The organism is Brevibacterium sp. JSBI002 (genome assembly GCF_026013965.1).
Classification (GTDB): Bacteria; Actinomycetota; Actinomycetes; order Actinomycetales; family Brevibacteriaceae; genus Brevibacterium.
In genome coordinates, this window is the sequence record NZ_CP110341.1 from 2,944,392 (window position 1) to 2,959,684 (window position 15,293).

At 65.5% G+C, this 15,293-nt stretch carries 16 protein-coding genes; 7 read left to right on the forward strand and 9 right to left on the reverse strand.

Annotated features, from left to right (window positions below; genetic code table 11):
• Positions 1-9 precede the first annotated feature (9 nt).
• Positions 10-1,668, reverse strand: coding sequence for a phytoene desaturase family protein (gene crtI, locus LJ362_RS13345; RefSeq protein WP_264799537.1), 1,659 nt, complete (start codon positions 1,666-1,668; stop codon positions 10-12).
• Complete coding sequence (locus LJ362_RS13350; protein ID WP_264799538.1) at positions 1,665-2,597, reverse strand: phytoene/squalene synthase family protein; 933 nt, start codon at positions 2,595-2,597, stop codon at positions 1,665-1,667. The genes crtI and LJ362_RS13350 overlap by 4 nt, the downstream gene beginning before the upstream one ends.
• Positions 2,598-2,820: 223 nt before the next feature.
• Between LJ362_RS13350 and LJ362_RS13355 the strand changes: the two genes are divergently transcribed.
• The 7 genes from LJ362_RS13355 (at position 2,821) to LJ362_RS13385 (ending at position 10,176) form a co-directional block, all read left to right on the forward strand.
• Positions 2,821-3,957 carry a hypothetical protein gene (locus LJ362_RS13355; RefSeq protein WP_264799539.1) on the forward strand — a complete coding sequence of 379 codons (1,137 nt, stop codon included), beginning with the start codon at positions 2,821-2,823 and terminating at the stop codon, positions 3,955-3,957.
• Between the two features lie 140 nt (positions 3,958-4,097).
• On the forward strand, positions 4,098-4,517 hold the full coding sequence (locus tag LJ362_RS13360) for an ANTAR domain-containing protein (RefSeq protein ID WP_264799540.1): 420 nt from the start codon (positions 4,098-4,100) through the stop codon (positions 4,515-4,517).
• A 454-nt stretch (positions 4,518-4,971) separates the two neighbouring features.
• The gene (locus LJ362_RS13365; protein WP_264799541.1) at positions 4,972-5,118 is read left to right on the forward strand and encodes a hypothetical protein; all 147 of its coding nucleotides are present in this window, start codon (positions 4,972-4,974) and stop codon (positions 5,116-5,118) included.
• A 247-nt stretch (positions 5,119-5,365) separates the two neighbouring features.
• The gene (locus LJ362_RS13370) at positions 5,366-6,469 is read left to right on the forward strand and encodes an iron-containing redox enzyme family protein (RefSeq protein WP_264799542.1); all 1,104 of its coding nucleotides are present in this window, start codon (positions 5,366-5,368) and stop codon (positions 6,467-6,469) included.
• On the forward strand, positions 6,462-6,692 hold the full coding sequence (locus LJ362_RS13375; protein WP_264799543.1) for a CDGSH iron-sulfur domain-containing protein: 231 nt from the start codon (positions 6,462-6,464) through the stop codon (positions 6,690-6,692). The genes LJ362_RS13370 and LJ362_RS13375 overlap by 8 nt, the downstream gene beginning before the upstream one ends.
• A gap of 45 nt (positions 6,693-6,737) precedes the next feature.
• On the forward strand, positions 6,738-7,922 hold the full coding sequence (locus tag LJ362_RS13380; protein WP_264799544.1) for a zinc-dependent alcohol dehydrogenase: 1,185 nt from the start codon (positions 6,738-6,740) through the stop codon (positions 7,920-7,922).
• A 106-nt stretch (positions 7,923-8,028) separates the two neighbouring features.
• On the forward strand, positions 8,029-10,176 hold the full coding sequence (locus tag LJ362_RS13385; RefSeq protein WP_264799545.1) for a catalase: 2,148 nt from the start codon (positions 8,029-8,031) through the stop codon (positions 10,174-10,176).
• A gap of 120 nt (positions 10,177-10,296) precedes the next feature.
• On the opposite strand, the gene LJ362_RS13390 is transcribed toward LJ362_RS13385, so the two are convergent.
• Genes LJ362_RS13390 through LJ362_RS13420 form a run of 7 tightly spaced genes read right to left on the reverse strand, consistent with a single transcriptional unit; the run spans position 10,297 to position 15,289 of the window.
• On the reverse strand, positions 10,297-11,943 hold the full coding sequence (locus tag LJ362_RS13390; protein WP_264799546.1) for an NAD-dependent epimerase/dehydratase family protein: 1,647 nt from the start codon (positions 11,941-11,943) through the stop codon (positions 10,297-10,299).
• Entirely contained in the window at positions 11,940-12,788 is an 849-nt protein-coding gene (locus tag LJ362_RS13395) for a GvpL/GvpF family gas vesicle protein (RefSeq protein ID WP_264799547.1), read from the reverse strand. The genes LJ362_RS13390 and LJ362_RS13395 overlap by 4 nt, the downstream gene beginning before the upstream one ends.
• Positions 12,785-13,108, reverse strand: a complete 324-nt coding sequence (locus LJ362_RS13400; RefSeq protein WP_039206888.1) for a gas vesicle protein K — start codon at positions 13,106-13,108, stop codon at positions 12,785-12,787. The genes LJ362_RS13395 and LJ362_RS13400 overlap by 4 nt, the downstream gene beginning before the upstream one ends.
• Positions 13,099-14,100, reverse strand: coding sequence for a gas vesicle protein (locus LJ362_RS13405; RefSeq protein ID WP_264799548.1), 1,002 nt, complete (start codon positions 14,098-14,100; stop codon positions 13,099-13,101). The genes LJ362_RS13400 and LJ362_RS13405 overlap by 10 nt, the downstream gene beginning before the upstream one ends.
• Before the next feature lie 7 nt (positions 14,101-14,107).
• Positions 14,108-14,506 carry a gas vesicle protein gene (locus tag LJ362_RS16975; protein ID WP_320109127.1) on the reverse strand — a complete coding sequence of 133 codons (399 nt, stop codon included), beginning with the start codon at positions 14,504-14,506 and terminating at the stop codon, positions 14,108-14,110.
• 22 nt (positions 14,507-14,528) lie between these two features.
• Positions 14,529-15,041, reverse strand: coding sequence for a gas vesicle protein (locus LJ362_RS13415; RefSeq protein WP_264799549.1), 513 nt, complete (start codon positions 15,039-15,041; stop codon positions 14,529-14,531).
• Positions 15,038-15,289, reverse strand: a complete 252-nt coding sequence (locus LJ362_RS13420; protein ID WP_039206887.1) for a gas vesicle protein GvpG — start codon at positions 15,287-15,289, stop codon at positions 15,038-15,040. The genes LJ362_RS13415 and LJ362_RS13420 overlap by 4 nt, the downstream gene beginning before the upstream one ends.
• Positions 15,290-15,293: the final 4 nt, after the last annotated feature.

The following is a 15,293-nucleotide window of genomic DNA, read 5'->3' on the forward strand; positions in this document are numbered from 1 at the left end:
GTCACCGGCTCAGGTCGGCAGCGGTCCCGGGCTGGAGTCTCCGCGGAGGCGTTTGAGGACGAGCTCGGCGCTGATGAGGCACATCGGCACACCGACGCCGGGCGTCGTGGTGGCGCCGGCATAGAACAGCCCGTCGACAGTCTTCGAGGCGTTCTGCCGTCGGAACATCGCGCTCTGTCGCAGTGTGTGCGCAGGTCCGAGCATTCCGCCGAGCCAGGAGTTGAATCCTTCGGCGAAGTCTGTCGGGCCCTGGGTTCTGCGCACTCTGATCCGTCGGCGCAGGTCTGGGATGTCGGCCCACCGGGCGATCTGGTCGATCGCACGGTCGGCGGCCGTCTCGATCCGCGGGTCGCCTCCACCGTCGTCTCCCCCGGCCCCGAGTCCAGCATCGGCGGGGACGGGGATGAGGAGGAAGAGGTTCTCGTGCCCGGGCGGAGCGACAGTGGGATCGGTGGCGCTGGGACGACAGACATAGATCGATGCCGGTGAGGGGATCTTCTGCCTGGACCCGAAGATCGCGTCGAAGTTCGCCGCCCAGTCCTCGGTGAAGAACAGCGAATGGTGCGGCAGCGCCTCGAGTTCGCCTTCGATGCCGAGGAAGACGAGCACCGCGCCGGGACCGCTCGTCACCGACGTCCAGGTGCGTTCAGGGAAGCTCTGGTCCTCGGGAGAGAGCAGTCTCGTCTCCGTGTGGTGGAGGTCGGCGGCGGAGACGACGACATCGGCAGAATGCGTGTGTGCGCGTCCGTCCTCGTCGGTCCAGTTCAGGCCGGTGACTCGACGTCTGGTTCGGCCGCGCCCGGCTGGTCCGCGCTCGGCTCGGCCGCGCCCTGCTGCCTCGGTGTCGATGTGCGTGACATCGGCTCCCGTGTGCAGACGCACCCCGGAGCGTTCGGCCAACCGGACCAGGGCGTCGATGATCGTATGGAACCCTCCCATGGGGTAACTGACACCTTGGGCGAGGTCGAGCGTGCTCATGAGGTGGTAGATCGCCGGTGCCCGCCTCGGGTCGGCGCCGAGGAAGATCGCGGGGTACTGGAGGATCTGGCGCAGCACCGGGTCGCTGAACGAGGATTCAGAGAAGCCGGCCAGCGACGTCCCCATCTGCCGGACCAGTTTCGGGAGGCCGCCGAGGATGTCCTGATGGAGCAGGGACCGCGGCGAGGTGAAGGGGTTGTAGAGGAAGTGAGCGAGCGCGAGCTCCTTCGTGTGCTCGGCCGAGACGAGATAGTCGTCGAGCGCGCCTCCCGCGCCTCGCTCGACGCTTTCGAAGGTCGCCCGCACCCGGGACCTGCCCTGCGGGATCGTCAGTTCTCGCGTGCGCCCCGGGCCTCCCGTGCTCTCATCGACCGGCCCCGGTGGGCTGAATACGGTGTAGCCGGGATCGAGCGTGCGGAGGTCGAGTTCGGCCTCGGCGCTGGTGCCGGCGAGAGCGAAGAAGTGTTCGAAGACCTCGGGCATGAGATACCAGGAGGGCCCGGTGTCGAAACGGAAGCCCTCACGCTCGAACACGCCGATGCGCCCACCGAGTTCGGTGTTCTTCTCGAACAGGTCGACCGAGTGCCCTTCGCGGGCGAGGAGGATAGCTGTGGCCAGCCCGGCGGCTCCCCCGCCGATGATGCCGGTGCGCGGGCTGCTGACGGCACCGGAGCCGCTCCGCCGGTTCACTTCCGACCTTCGCGGGCTGAAGTCATGACTGCGTGGGCTGTCAGTCGAGCCTTCACGGCGCTCGGGACCCGCACCCGCTGGCGGTAGAGCTCGGCGACGGGAGTAGAGGCGATCCTCTCGGTGAGCGCGGTGAAGAGCGCGCAGGCGCAGCGGACCGCAGTGCGCGCGTCCTTCGGCAGTCCGGTGATGGCATCCTGGGCGGCGTCGAGCTGCTCCCGGATCGTGTTCACCCATTCGGCTTTCTCAGCCTCGGTGAGTCGGTGTCCGGAGGTGAGGTAGCTGCGGCCGAGGCGCTGATCATCATCGGCCAGGTCGCGCAGGAAGTTGACATTCTGGAACGCCGCTCCCAGCTGCCGTGCGCCGTACTCGAGCCGGGCGACCTCGGCGGGGGTGCGGTCGAGATCGATGAGGAAGACCTTGAGGCACATGAGTCCGACGACCTCGGCGGACCCGAAGACGTACTCGGCATGTTCGTTCGCATTGAAGCCGCGGACCGGCGTCGTCATCCCCGCATCGGTCGCAAGACCGGAACCAGTATCCGCGGGATCGAGGTCTGCTCGCATCGAGGCGAAGAACGGGTCGATGAGCTCGGCGTCGATGCCTGCTGCGCGAGCGGTCCGGGCGAAGGCATGGATGACGAGGTTGTCACTGATGCCGGTGCGCAAAGCCGCGTGGGTGGCGGATGCGAATCGGTCCAGCATCTCCCGCTGCTCGGCCTCGTCAAGCCCTGCTTCGAGGGCCAGGCCATCGACAATCTCATCGGCAATGCGGACCAGGGCGTAGATATTGCGGATATGGTGCCGGTTTCTGGCTCCGAGCAGTCTGACCGCAAGACCGAAAGAGGTCGAATAGCTCGCGATCACGGCCCTGGACGCATCCTCGGCGGTGCGCGTGTAGAGCTCATCGATGGTGCTGCTTCGCCTCGTCATGTTCGTTAGCTTAGCTAATGAAATACCCGAGGGGCGAATCTCCCTACAGAACCGCGCCTGGCGGTTGCGGTGCGAGAGGAAGAGGGCCTCGGAGGTCAAGGCAACCCAATAGACGAACCCTGCGGATCTGTAAAGACCCTTCCGCACGAACTTTGCCCTCAATAGCGTGATTGCCAGCACGGGAACCCCTGCGGCTCCTCGAACCGATTCGGAGGAAGACGTCATGACTTCACCCATCCAACTCGCCCGCACCTACGCGCGCTCCTATGAGGCGTCGTCGCGCACGGACAAGGGCACGATCCTCGACACGCTCACCGAGGCGACCGGCTGGACTCGCGATCACGCGCGCCACCAGCTGCGCAGCCAGTTCAATCAGATCAGGGCCGGAGTCTCTCTCGACGCCGTCGTCGACCGCCGTCGTCTCAAGCCGAAGAAGTTCTCCCCCCGCGCCCAGCTAGCTCTCGAACTGGTGTGGAAATCCGTCGGCCGCCCCTGCGGTAAGTACCTTGAGGCGGGGATGTCCGCCTGTCTGGACTCCCTGGAGAGGCACGGCCACCTCTGCGAGGAACGGGACGGCTATTCGTCCTCGGTCCGAAAGGAACTCCTCAATATCTCCGCGGCGACGATCGATCGGTACCTTCGCGGTGCCAAGGCCGGCGACCACGACGATTCGTGGCTGACCGGCACCGGGGCGGGGATGCGCGCTTCGTTCCCGCGGCAGCGCATGCGTTCGCTTCTCGAGCCCGAGCCCGGCTATTTCCTCGTCGAACTGCTGACGATCAAGACACCGACGGGCGAGGACTGCGTCACAGTAACATTCACCGACGTCGAGATCGGGTGGGTACAGACGAAGACCTTCGCTCCCGGCACGCAGGTCGTCGACATGCTCGCGCAGATGGCCCGCGGGGTGCCTTTCGTCGTCACCGGAGTCCTGCTGCCGCCAGCGGTTCGGGACAGCGCCATCACTACATGGGCGGAGGCGAACCTCATCGAGATCCACTGCACAAGCGATCTCCGACAGGGGCCCCGCGTGCCCGATCGGACGTTCAGCGGCCTTGACCTTGCGCTCGGCACACCGCACGCCACCGATGCCGCGATCATCAGAGTCAACGGTCTGTGGTCGGCCTTGGCCGACCGGCTCAATTACTTCATGCCCGTGAAGAACCCGGTGGGCTGGCGCCTCACGCCTTCAGGAGTGCGTCGACGCGAATATGACAAACCGCGCACACCGGTCTCCCGCCTCATCGCATCCGGCATCCTCTGTCCCGAGCAGACTCGTGAACTGCATGAGAAGAGTCGGGGCCTTGACATCGCCGGGCTCACCGCACGCATCGCAGAGCTGAAGTCGACTCTGCAGTGAAGAGAAAGTTCACCGCGGGGCCCGGCGGGCAACGACGGAAAACCACCGTCGGGAGCCATTGGCGGGCCCTGGCGCGGACCAATATTGAAGACAGCAAGCCCAGGGTCGGCACCTGGGACACGATTGGAGCGGCATCTCCGGTGGACGGGACCTCAGCAGTATCGACCGATGACATACCCCGCGACGCGGCTGCTGTTCCCGCGCCCACCGTTACCGATGACGAACGGCATCGACTTACTGCGCAGATCGGCGCGCTCAACTTGTGCTCGAAGACGCCCCGCCCCGTCGACCAGGAATCGGAGGACATCGGAAGCGGGGTGGCCGCCTATGACTCTCTGGCTCTGGCGAATGCGCAGAAGCAGGGTCAGCTCTACGAAGCAGTGGCCTCGCGGGATCTCATCGGCCAGGCCAAAGGAATTCACCTGGAACGGGACAAGATCAGCGGACACGAGGCGTTCCTGCTGCTCACGAAGGTGAGCGCGAAGACGAACACGAATCTTCGTGAGGTCGCCGAGGGCTTTGTCCGCACCGGTGTGCTGCCGAGCACGATCACCGACTGATCGTCCACGTCCGTCTTCTCACTCTCTTCGACCTGCCACTTGTTGTCCCGTGCGGCACTGGGTCAATCTGAGAATCGGTCAAGCAGATGGCCTCCGTCCTGGACTCAAGGGCACCACTGTGTCGCCGGATCCCCATCACCGTCTCGTGTCCGATCGCGCGCAAGCATATCGACAGCGACCCGGTCATCGGTGCCCACATGCAGACTCTGCCCAAGAACGTGGGGCATAAGCACGAGAACTCCGTCGAATAAGACAGCGACCGCATCTGTCACACCTCTTGCGCCTCGGCATCGGTCTCGACATCCTGGGGCGACGAGAAACATCGTGCTCGTCGATCTCAGCGGTGAGGAAATTCTGAGGAAGGGCGCCAACAGAGGATCAGCTGTCCGCCGTCGCCGGCAACGACAACATCCGAGACGTCGCCGGACACGACATCAGCGCGAAGGACCTGCGCATGTGGCGGGCGACCGTCGTCGCCGCTCACGAGCTGCCATGGGCCGAGGCGCGGTTCGTGCCCGCCGATGTGCTGTCGTCATCTTCATCGTCTCCTCGTGGCAGTGTGCGTGTCGTCTGCTCCCCCGCAGCGGGAACGGTCGGATGACCCGCTCTCCGGGTGCGGGACGCTCATCATGCTGAGTGCTCCCGAGCACTGTCCAGGGGGCCGCCGCCCCCGGCGGGTGCCTCAGACACCGTTGCCGTTCCATGCCGCAGATGGAGCCGGAGTCTTGGTTGGGGCGCTGCGCAACCCCTCAGCGGCGATGAAATGTGAGTCTCGTACAGCCGCTGACATCGGCGCTGCACTTTGTCACGCTGTCAGTTCAGCCACCACGACGACAAGGAAACAGCGGATGACACAGACAGGTGCGATCGACGAACTGAACAGCCCTGCACCGCTCACTGCGCCGGAGCGCGGGCTAGCGCCTCGACCGAGGGGCGAGGTCACCTCACTGCTGCTCAGCGTGCTCACATCTGACGGCGCAGAAGCTGCTGAGCTGCTGCCCGAACTCACCTCGGCGGTATCATCTGCGCTGGTGTCGAGCGAGGACATGTTCTGCGACGAGGATCTGCAGCTGGCGCTCCACCTTCTTTACACTCTGCACACCGGCCCTGCCGATTACGCGCTCGGAGACTGGGAATGGGACCCCTCGCTGATCGGGATCCGCGGCTTGATCGAGCGCCGCTTCGAGGCCGCACTGCGAGCATTCGCGTCAGTGCCGGACCTCATTCCGCGCTCCGGCGCAGAGCTCGCCGAGACGCTGTTCTCCATGACGAGCGAGGTGGCGCAGCCGGAACTGGCCACGTGGGCGGCGCGGCACGCCTCAGTCGATCAGCTCCGAGAATTCCTCATCCACAAGTCGATCTACACCCTCCGCGAAGCAGATCCCCATTCCTGGGCGATCCCCCGATTCCGCGGGCGGGCGAAGGCAGCTCTCGTCGAGATCCAGGCCGACGAGTACGGAGGCGGCAGACCCGACCACGTCCACGCCGAGATCTTCGCCGGAACGCTGCGCGGGTTCGGCCTCGACGACAGGCCTGACCATTACCTCGACGACGTCCCCGCGATCACTCTCGCTTCCGTGAACGCGATGAATCTCTTCGGCCTCAACCGGCGCCTGCGAGGTGCCGCGATCGGGCATCTGGCCGCATTCGAGATGACCTCGTCCATTCCCAACGGCCTCTACTCCCGCGCTTTCAGCAGAAGCGGCTTCGGCCGGGACGTCACATGGTACTTCGATGAGCATGTCGAGGCCGATGCCGTGCACGAGCAGATCGCGGCGCACGACCTCGCGGGAGGAGCGGCAGATGATGAGCCCGGCCTCATCCCCGACATCCTCTTCGGTGCCGCCTCCTGCCTCCGCCTCGACGACATCAGCGGTTCCCACATGCTCCAAGCCTGGTCAGCAGGAGAGACCTCGCTGAGGAAGACCCCGAAGGAGGCTGTCTGTGGATAGCGAGCCGGTCACCATTACCCCCTGCCCCGACGGGCCCCTGCTCGTCCGCGGGGACTTCACCGTCCTCACGGCGCCGGGGCGGGAGGAGACGGCAACCGATCGCCGGGTGGTTGCCCTGTGCCGGTGCGGCAAGACCGGCATTCCTCCGTTGTGCGACGGTTCCCACCGCGCAGTCGGATTCCGTGCCCCCGCACCGTCGCCGGCGGAACCTTCGGAGGACTGATAGCCCGAGCGAACGAACACACTGTCGTTTGAGAAGGAGAGAGCAATGCGAGCAGTCACCTGGCAAGGCAAACGAAACATCTCGGTGGAGACGGTCGCCGACCCGATCCGCCATAAGCCCAATGACGCGATCATCGAAGTCACTTCCACCGCCATCTGCGGGTCCGACCTCCACCTCTACGAGGTGTTGGGACCATTCATGGACCGCGGAGACATCGTCGGGCACGAGACGATGGGTAGAGTCGTCGAGGCGGGCCCCGAATCCGGTTTGTCGACCGACGATCGGGTGGTCGTGCCGTTTCCCATCTCCTGCGGCCGCTGCTGGATGTGCGAACAGGGGCTGTATTCCCAATGCGAGACCACACAGGTGAGGCAGTACGGGTCCGGGGCACAGCTGTTCGGCTACTCTCGTCTCTACGGGTCCGTGCCAGGCGGGCAGGCAGAATATCTCCGTGTCCCCTATGCCGACGTCGGACCGATCAAGGTCGGTGCCGATCTTCCCGACCACCGCTACCTCTTCCTCAGCGACATCCTCCCCACGGCCTGGCAGGCAGTGAAATACGCGGGGATCAGAGAAGGAGACTCGCTGGCCGTCTACGGCCTGGGTCCTGTCGGCCAGTTCGCCGCCCGCATCGGCAGACACCTCGGCGCGCAGGTCTTCGCTCTCGACCCGGTCCCCGAACGTCGTGACATGGCCGCTCGCCACGGGATCGAGGTCTTCGACTTCGACGAGGACGCACATTCGGCCATCAGGGAGGCCACCTCCGGGCGTGGGCCCGACGCGGTTGTCGACGCCGTGGGGATGGAAGCACATGGGTCCCCGCTGGCCTCGGCCGCACAGCAGGCGATCGGTCTGCTCCCGCCCCCGGCCGCGCGGAAGCTCATGGAGACAGGCGGCATCGACAGAACAGCGGTTCTCCACGCGGCGATCGATCTGGTTCGCCGGGGCGGGACTCTCTCGCTCAGCGGAGTCTATGGAGGGATGCAGTCCCCCATGCCGATGCTCACCCTCTTCGACAAGCAGATCCAGATGCGGATGGGACAGTGCAATGTTCGCACCTGGACCGACGACCTTCTGCCACTGGTCGAGGACTCCGCAGATCCGCTGGGGGTCGACGACCTCGTCACCCACCGGCTGCCCCTCGAGTCCGCTCCCGAGGCCTATGAGATGTTCCAGCAGAAGAAGGACGGCTGCATCAAGGTCGTCCTCGACCCGAACGCGGAATCATAAAGCGGTCCCGCTTCAGCACACGGAGCTCTACGAGTGCGCGGATCGCCTCTACCGTCAGAACATTCCAACGCAGGAATGAGAGTCCTGTCATCAGTGAGGAGACATCATGAGAGAACGTCCAACAATTCCCGGCAAACCCGGTGCGCGCACTCCGGACTTCGAAGAACCGACGACACCGCGTGAACCGCTGCCGCCGAAGCAGGACCAGGGCGGACCGCGTCCCACGACGCCGACCGGGGCACCCAGCAACGACTCTCGGGAAGATCAGGCCCAGCAGGGCAGCTGGCTGACCACGGCTCAGGGCGCCCGGCTCTATGACACGGACCATTCGCTCAAGGCAGGATCGCGGGGACCGACCCTCCTCCAAGATCATCACCTGCGAGAGAAGATCACTCACTTCGATCACGAGCGCATCCCTGAACGAGTCGTCCACGCCCGCGGATCGGCTGCCCACGGCACCTTCGTATCCTACGGTTCCGCCTCGGGGATCACGAAGGCCGCCTTCCTCGCCCCCGAGGTGGAAACGGAGGTATTCACACGCTTCTCCTCCGTTGTCGGCTCGCGAGGGTCTGCAGATTCCGTTCGCGATACCAGGGGCTTTGCGACGAAGTTCTATACGAGGGACGGGGTGTTGGACCTCGTCGGCAACAACATCCCGGTCTTCTTCATCCAGGATGCGGTCAAGTTCCCCGACATCGTCCATGCGGCCAAACCCCACCCGGACCGTGAGATCCCGCAGGCGCAGAGCGCCCATGACACCTTCTGGGACTTCGTATCCCTGCACACCGAGGCGACCCACCACACGATGTGGCAGATGTCCGACCGCGGTATCCCACGCTCCTTCCGAATGATGGAGGGCTTCGGAGTCCACACCTTCAGGGTCGAAAATGCCGCTGGTAAGACCTCCCTGGTGAAATTCCATTGGAAGCCGAAGGCCGGAGTCCACTCGCTCATCTGGGAAGAGGCGCAGATGGTCAACGGTGTCGACCCCGACTTTCATCGCCGAGACCTCGCAGACGCCATCGAAGCCGGAGCATGCCCGCAGTGGGAACTCGGCGTCCAGGTCTTCCCCGACGACCCCGGTGAGACCTTCGAGGGAATCGATCTGCTCGACCCCACAAAGATCGTGCCCGAGGAGCTCGCACCCGTGCAGCCGCTGGGAATGCTCACACTCGACCGGAACCCCAGCAACTTCTTCGACGAGACCGAGCAGGTGGCGTTCCACCCCGGCCACCTCGTGCCCGGCATCGACATCACCAATGACCCGCTGCTGCAAGGGCGGCTGTTCTCCTATCTCGACACTCAGCTCACCCGACTGGGCGGACCGAACTTCTCGCAGCTGCCGATCAACCGTCCGCGCTGCCCGGTCAATGACATGTTCCGCGACGGCATGCACCAGACTGCCGACCATCGCGGCACCGCACCGTACAAGCCGAATTCGCTCGACGGCGGCAACCCCTTCCCTGCTGAGCAGACCGACGATCATACGTTCGTCGAAATCGCCCACGAGATTCCGGCGTCGAAGAAGGAGCGCCGTTCGCCGGAGTCCTTCGACGACCACTATTCCCAGCCGCGCATGTTCTGGCTCAGCCTCACCCCCGTCGAACAGCAGCACCTCGCCGATGCCTTCACCTTCGAGCTCGGCAAATGCTACGAGGAGACGATCCGGGAGCGCGAGGTCGCTGTGCTCGCCTCCGTGGACTCGGAGCTTGCCCGCATGGTCGCCGAGGGGCTGGGCCTCGAGGCCCCAGTGGCTCAGACGCCGCCGCGCACCGATATCGAACCGAGCCCGGCACTGTCCCAGGTGGGGAAGCGCTGGCCGGTCGACGGGCGCAAGATCGGCATCGTCACCGGCAGGGGGACCGACGCCGAGCAGGTCATCCGCGCCTACGACCGCATCGCCGAGGCGGGAATGGTCCCCATCACGATCGCTCCGGTGGGCGGACGCATCACCTCCGGCGAGCGGAGCGTCGCCGTCGAACGGACATACCTGACCGTGGCCTCGAGCGAACTCGACGCCTTCTTCTTCGCCGATGGTGCCGGACTGACCACCGAGATCGAGCTCCTGATCACGGAAGCGTGGCGTCATCTCAAGTTCATCGCCGCCAGCGGAGACTCCTGCACCATGATGGAGAAGTACGGCATCACGGCCGACGACCCCGGAGTCTACTGCAAAGATGACCTCGAAACGGCGCTCTCGCAGCTGCAGGAGGGTCTGAGCGAGCACCGAGCTTGGGCCCGGGTCGAGGCCTGAGACACTGCATGTGCCATTGCCGAAGAAAGGTGACGTCGCCGGCAGCGGAAGCCCGGGAAGCCGGCTCACAGCTCGTCGATGCGCCCGGAGGCATCGAGGACCGGAGCAGGATACGGTGTCTCAGTCGCCCCGCACAGGGCTGACTCCCGAGGCCTGATCGTAGACAGCCCGATCCCGGCGGAACGCGCGGCTCCGAGCATAGCTGTGTACAGTGTCGAGCACTTCGCGTTGGTGTTCTGCCTTCTGCGCTAACCCACGGAACTGTTCGGCATCCAGGCCGAGTGCCTCGGCGTTGCCCTCAAGCGTCTGCCACATTCCCAGCTTGCCGATGACCGCGCTGCGCATCAGCTCGGCTTCGAGCACGAGGGTCATGGGCGAGCGCTTGAGCAGCGAGCCGTTGCTCTTGAGCCTGCCGACCCGTTCGCCGACCCACGACAACGCCTCGGCGACGGGACGGCGCCGGAGACCGAGCTCGCCGATGAGGTGCCGAACGTAAAGATGCTCTCCGCGGATCTCCGCGGCCAACTCGGACAGAGCCGCGAAGACGGGCGTATCGACGAAGTCGGCCGCCATCCGTTCGATCCTCTCCGCCCCGGCGGTGGCCCCGGTGAGATGGTCGCTGAGATAGAGACCCAGGAGGTCCATGTCGACCTCGCTGTGCTCCCCGCCCGCATCCGATGCTTCGTGTCCGGTGCTCGTGTCGTCGGTCGTCCGCAGCTGCGGCTGCTCGGGATCGCGCGGACGCAGCGGGACGGAGGCGGCACCCTCGCCGTCAGCCATGCCCTTGAGCAGTTCGCGCGCGGAGTCCATGGCGCTGTACTCGGGCTCCCAGCCGAGTTCTCGGCGCGCGCGGCTGTTGTCCATCAGCGGCACGTTGAGGCCCATGTCCAGCCATCCTTCATCGGCGGCGACCAGTGAGCTGCTGTGGCCCATGCTCAGTGCCGCGCGCACTGCGCCGTTCGGCACCGGGATGTGCCTGCCGTGGTCGAGCAGTTCGGCCAGATCCTTCGGATGGAGGACATCATCGGCGCAGATGTTGAAGGCTCCCGAACGGCGACGGAGGACACTGGCGACATAGGCACGGGCGACATCGGTCGAGTGGACGGCTTGGACGCCGCGCAGTCCCGCAGGCAGCGGAAGGAACGGCAGTCGGCCCGCGCGCAGCAGCTGGACGGGCATCCAGGTTCCCAGGAAATAGCGCTGGATCTCCGAGGCGGCAGGGGCACCGAAGATGAGCGCGGGACGCAGTCGAGTCACGGTGATCTCGGGGTGGTCGGCGCAGAAGTCGTCGAGCACGCGTTCCTGGGCGGCTTTGTCCACACTGTAGTGGGAAGAGCGGATCCCGTCGGTCGGCCATGCCTCATCGCGCTTGTCCATGCTGTCGTCGGGAGAGTAGGCGCCGACCGAGGACGCCACGACGAGATGCGGAATGCCGGCCGCCGCGACGGCTGCGGCCACACGGGCCGTGCCGTCGACGTTGACCCGTCGGAGCAGGCCCCGGTCGCTGTTGGGCTGGATCAGCCAGGCCAGATGGATGACGGCGTCGGCACCGGTCAGCGCTTCTGTGAGATCCCGGTGCGCCGTGTCCTGGCTGCTCGCGGCGGCGATGTCGATCGATCTCCATTCGCATCCGGAATACGGTTCGGCCTCGGTGTCGGGCATCCGTCTGGAGATTCCCAGCACCGAGGTGATGTCGGACGTGCGCCCGAGCACGTCGAGGACCGCTGTGCCGACGTTGCCGGTGGCTCCGATGACTGCGACTCTCATGTTCGCTCCCCCTGCGGGTTCGGCGTCGGTGCGTCCGGTGCAGAGCCGTTCGGGTTTCCCTCCTTGCCGATGGAGACGTCGGCGAAGGAATACGGCGGCCACGGGCCGAGGAAGCGGATGGACAGAGCAGGCTGAGCCTTCTTGAGCGCGGTGAGCTCGGCTCCAAGCGCCGTGATCTCTGTGCCTCTCACCAGGCACGAGGCCATGATCACCGGTGTCAATCCACTCTCGCGGCTCGTGGAGCGGTGTTCCTCGATGTCGAGGCAGTGGGCGGCGATCCTGGCCCTGATCTCCGGATAGATCCTGTCGGCCGCTCGATCGATGATCTCCTTCTCCGTCTTCTCCAGTCGCTTCTCGAGCAGTCGGCGCACTCCTGCAGGACGGCTCTCCATCTCCGTCCTCATGTCGCCGACTTCTGCGTAGACCTCCTCGAGCAGGCTTCCGTCCAGGGACAGTTCGACGCGCAGCTCGGAGGTGTCGCGCAGCTCCTCGAGCCGTCTCGACAGCGTCTCCGCGGAGTCGTCGAGCCAATGTTCGAGCTGTTGGGTCGCCGTCGCCTCGGTCTCCGGGTCCGAGCGGACGATGACGTTGAAGGAGACCGGGAGGAGGGCCGGTGAGTTCTGCCAAGCATCATCGATGACTTCGCTGTGTTCGAGCACCCACCGACGTACGGAATCGTCCGGCCCGTCGAAGGGGCCTCGGGTGTGGCGGTGGACCACGGCCCTCGGTCCCGTGTCGCGTCCGACCATGTGGAGCGCGGAACCCTCGATGCCCGTGACGGCAGGAGTGTAATCGCCGCCGGCGACGACGGCGTAGACGTAGAGCATGTCACCCTCGGCGTTCATTCGACTCCCTTTCCGTTCTCCTCGGCCCATCTTGCCGGATTGATGAGCTTGTCGACGACTTCATCGACGACGTCGTCGAGACCCCGATGCAGATCGTCGACGGAGCCGGTGATTCCGTGCTGGTCCTTGATCTGGTCCATCGCCTCATCGAGTTCGAGGAGGGCCTCGCCGAGGCGGTTCTGCTCGTCCTCGGTGAGGTCCCCGCCTTCCATCCGGCGCACGGCTTGGGTCTCGAGGGCCTCTTGGATCACCTCGACGAGCGTGACGACGAGGGTGAGCACTCCGTGTTTGAGGCTCTCCTCATTGACGTTCAGCGCCATGGTGCTGCTCCTTCTCCGACACGGTCGTCGGGGTTGCGGCCTGGTGACATGGTGGCCTCGAGCGGCGCGGAACGCCTGTCACCGGGCCCGGTCCGCCACTTGTCGAGTCCGGCGAACCACGCGCCGGCGTCGTCTGCGGCCAGGGTGATGGTCGAGTCCGCGGTCTCGAGGATGAGGACCCGCCGTTCGTCGGTCGGGTTGCTGCGCTCCTCGCGGCGGATGTCTAGCAGCTGCTCGGGTGAGATCCTCACTCGTGCGCGCCCGTCCATCGGCGACCTCCAGGTCAGTTCCGTGTTCGAAAGCTGCGCCTGCCCGCCGCGCCACGTGCTCCCGGTCGACAGAGTCTCGAGAAACCACATCCGACCCTCTCGCAGAGGCCGATCCTCCGCCGTCGCCTCCGGAGTCGAGGATGAGGCGCCCTCGGCCCGGCCGAGCCGAGCCTGGACCAGGGAGATGAGGCGATCGGGCTCGAGGGCCGAAAGGACCGCCTCGCTGCCGTCCTTGAGCCCGACGAGGATGCGCGTGCGCTCTTCGCCTCCGATGGAGGACTCGCGAAGCGGGGAGACCGAGGCGATCGCGTCCAGGCGCGTCTGCCACAGTGTCTCCGCAGGGTCACGTCGATGGATGATGAGACGCTGGGTGGTGAGATAGGCGCTGCCGGGCCGCCACGTTCGATAGAAGTTGTCCTGATAGTGCCCTCCGGCCATCTTGGCGAGGATCTCCTCGTCCGCGGCCAGCGGCAGATGTGTGCGGACCGCTCTCTGCACCCACTCCCTGGTGTCGCGGTCCCACTGTTGCATCATCCCGTACTCGATCATCGTCTCGATTCCCGCGATCGTGGCGCGCAGGTTGACTCCGATGAGCGGGATGTCCGCGACCGAGATGATGAGGTCGAGGTTGAGATGGACCCCCTTGTTGAGGAGCACTTCGATGAGATCGGGCAAGGTTGCCCGCGGGTCCCGGGTGGGCTGCATGCTCGCGTCTCCGGTCATGGTCGCCTCAGCTGTCGTCGTCGGAGTCCAACTGGGCCGGCTCCCCGGCCTCGATCCGCTTCGACCGCGCGCTCTGCCAACCGCACCAGGGGCAGTAGTCGTTCATCAGCTGTGCGAGCTCGGAGCGCTTCCCGCACTCCGGACAGGTGTCCTTCTGCTCGACCGCTTCCTTCCACGCGACGGTCTCCCGATCCGTGCCCGCTGGGAAGTCCAGTCCATAGCGGGCCGCGGTTTCGAAGGAGGCGAGGGCGGCTCTGATCCGGATGCCCAGCAGCTCGACACCGGCCACGGAGACCATGATGTCCGCGTTGAGGACCAGACCTTTGTCCAGCAGCGTCTCCACGACGTGCAGCAGCGTGCCCTCCTGGCTGCGCTGCGGCTGCATCGCATCGTTCGGCTGATTCATGATGCTCATATCGCCCTTTCGGTCACTCGCTCGGCCGGCCGCGGACGTAGCGATCCTTCCTGTCATAGGCCATGAGCTCGCCATCCGCATCGAGCTCGACCTCGTATTCGGCCAGCAGATCCGCGCTGTCGGGAATCCGTCGCGATTCCACGACCTCCAGACGCACGGACCAGTGGTCGTCCTTCCACCTCGTGCCGACCACGGACTCGGGAGGCCTGCCCGTGAGGGTGCCGAACTGCTCGATCGCCTTCTTCACCGCTCTGACCGCAGAGATCCTCTTGCCGGTCGCGCCCTGAGAGCCGCTCTCCGAGCGCGAGGACGCCTTCGGCCTCTCCCGTGCCGATGACGCCGACTTCTCGTGCGATGACGATGTCGGCTTCTCGTGTGATGACGATGCCGACTTCTCACGTGCCGCTGATGTCGAGGCGGACGAGCGGCGGGACGACCCCTCCGTCACGTTCTCGCTCGATTTCCGGTCACGCTTCTCGCTCGCGTCTGTCGCAGATTTCCCATCTGCTCTGGGTTCTTCGCTCATCGGTCCTCCTCGGTTCTGCGCCGACGGCCCTCGAGCAGTCGTCCGACGAGCTCACGCTCGAGGGCATCGGCTTCGTCATCACTGATCGATCCGCGTTCACGTGCCCCAGCGACCTCTTCCAGCTGGCGCCGGATGGCACCGGGATCGAAATAGCGCTTCTCGGCTTCTCCTCTGACCTGCTCGGCGACCCATACGGTTCCCTTGAGCGGTGCCAAGGGAGCACCGAAGACTGCTGACAGAAGTCCCATGACG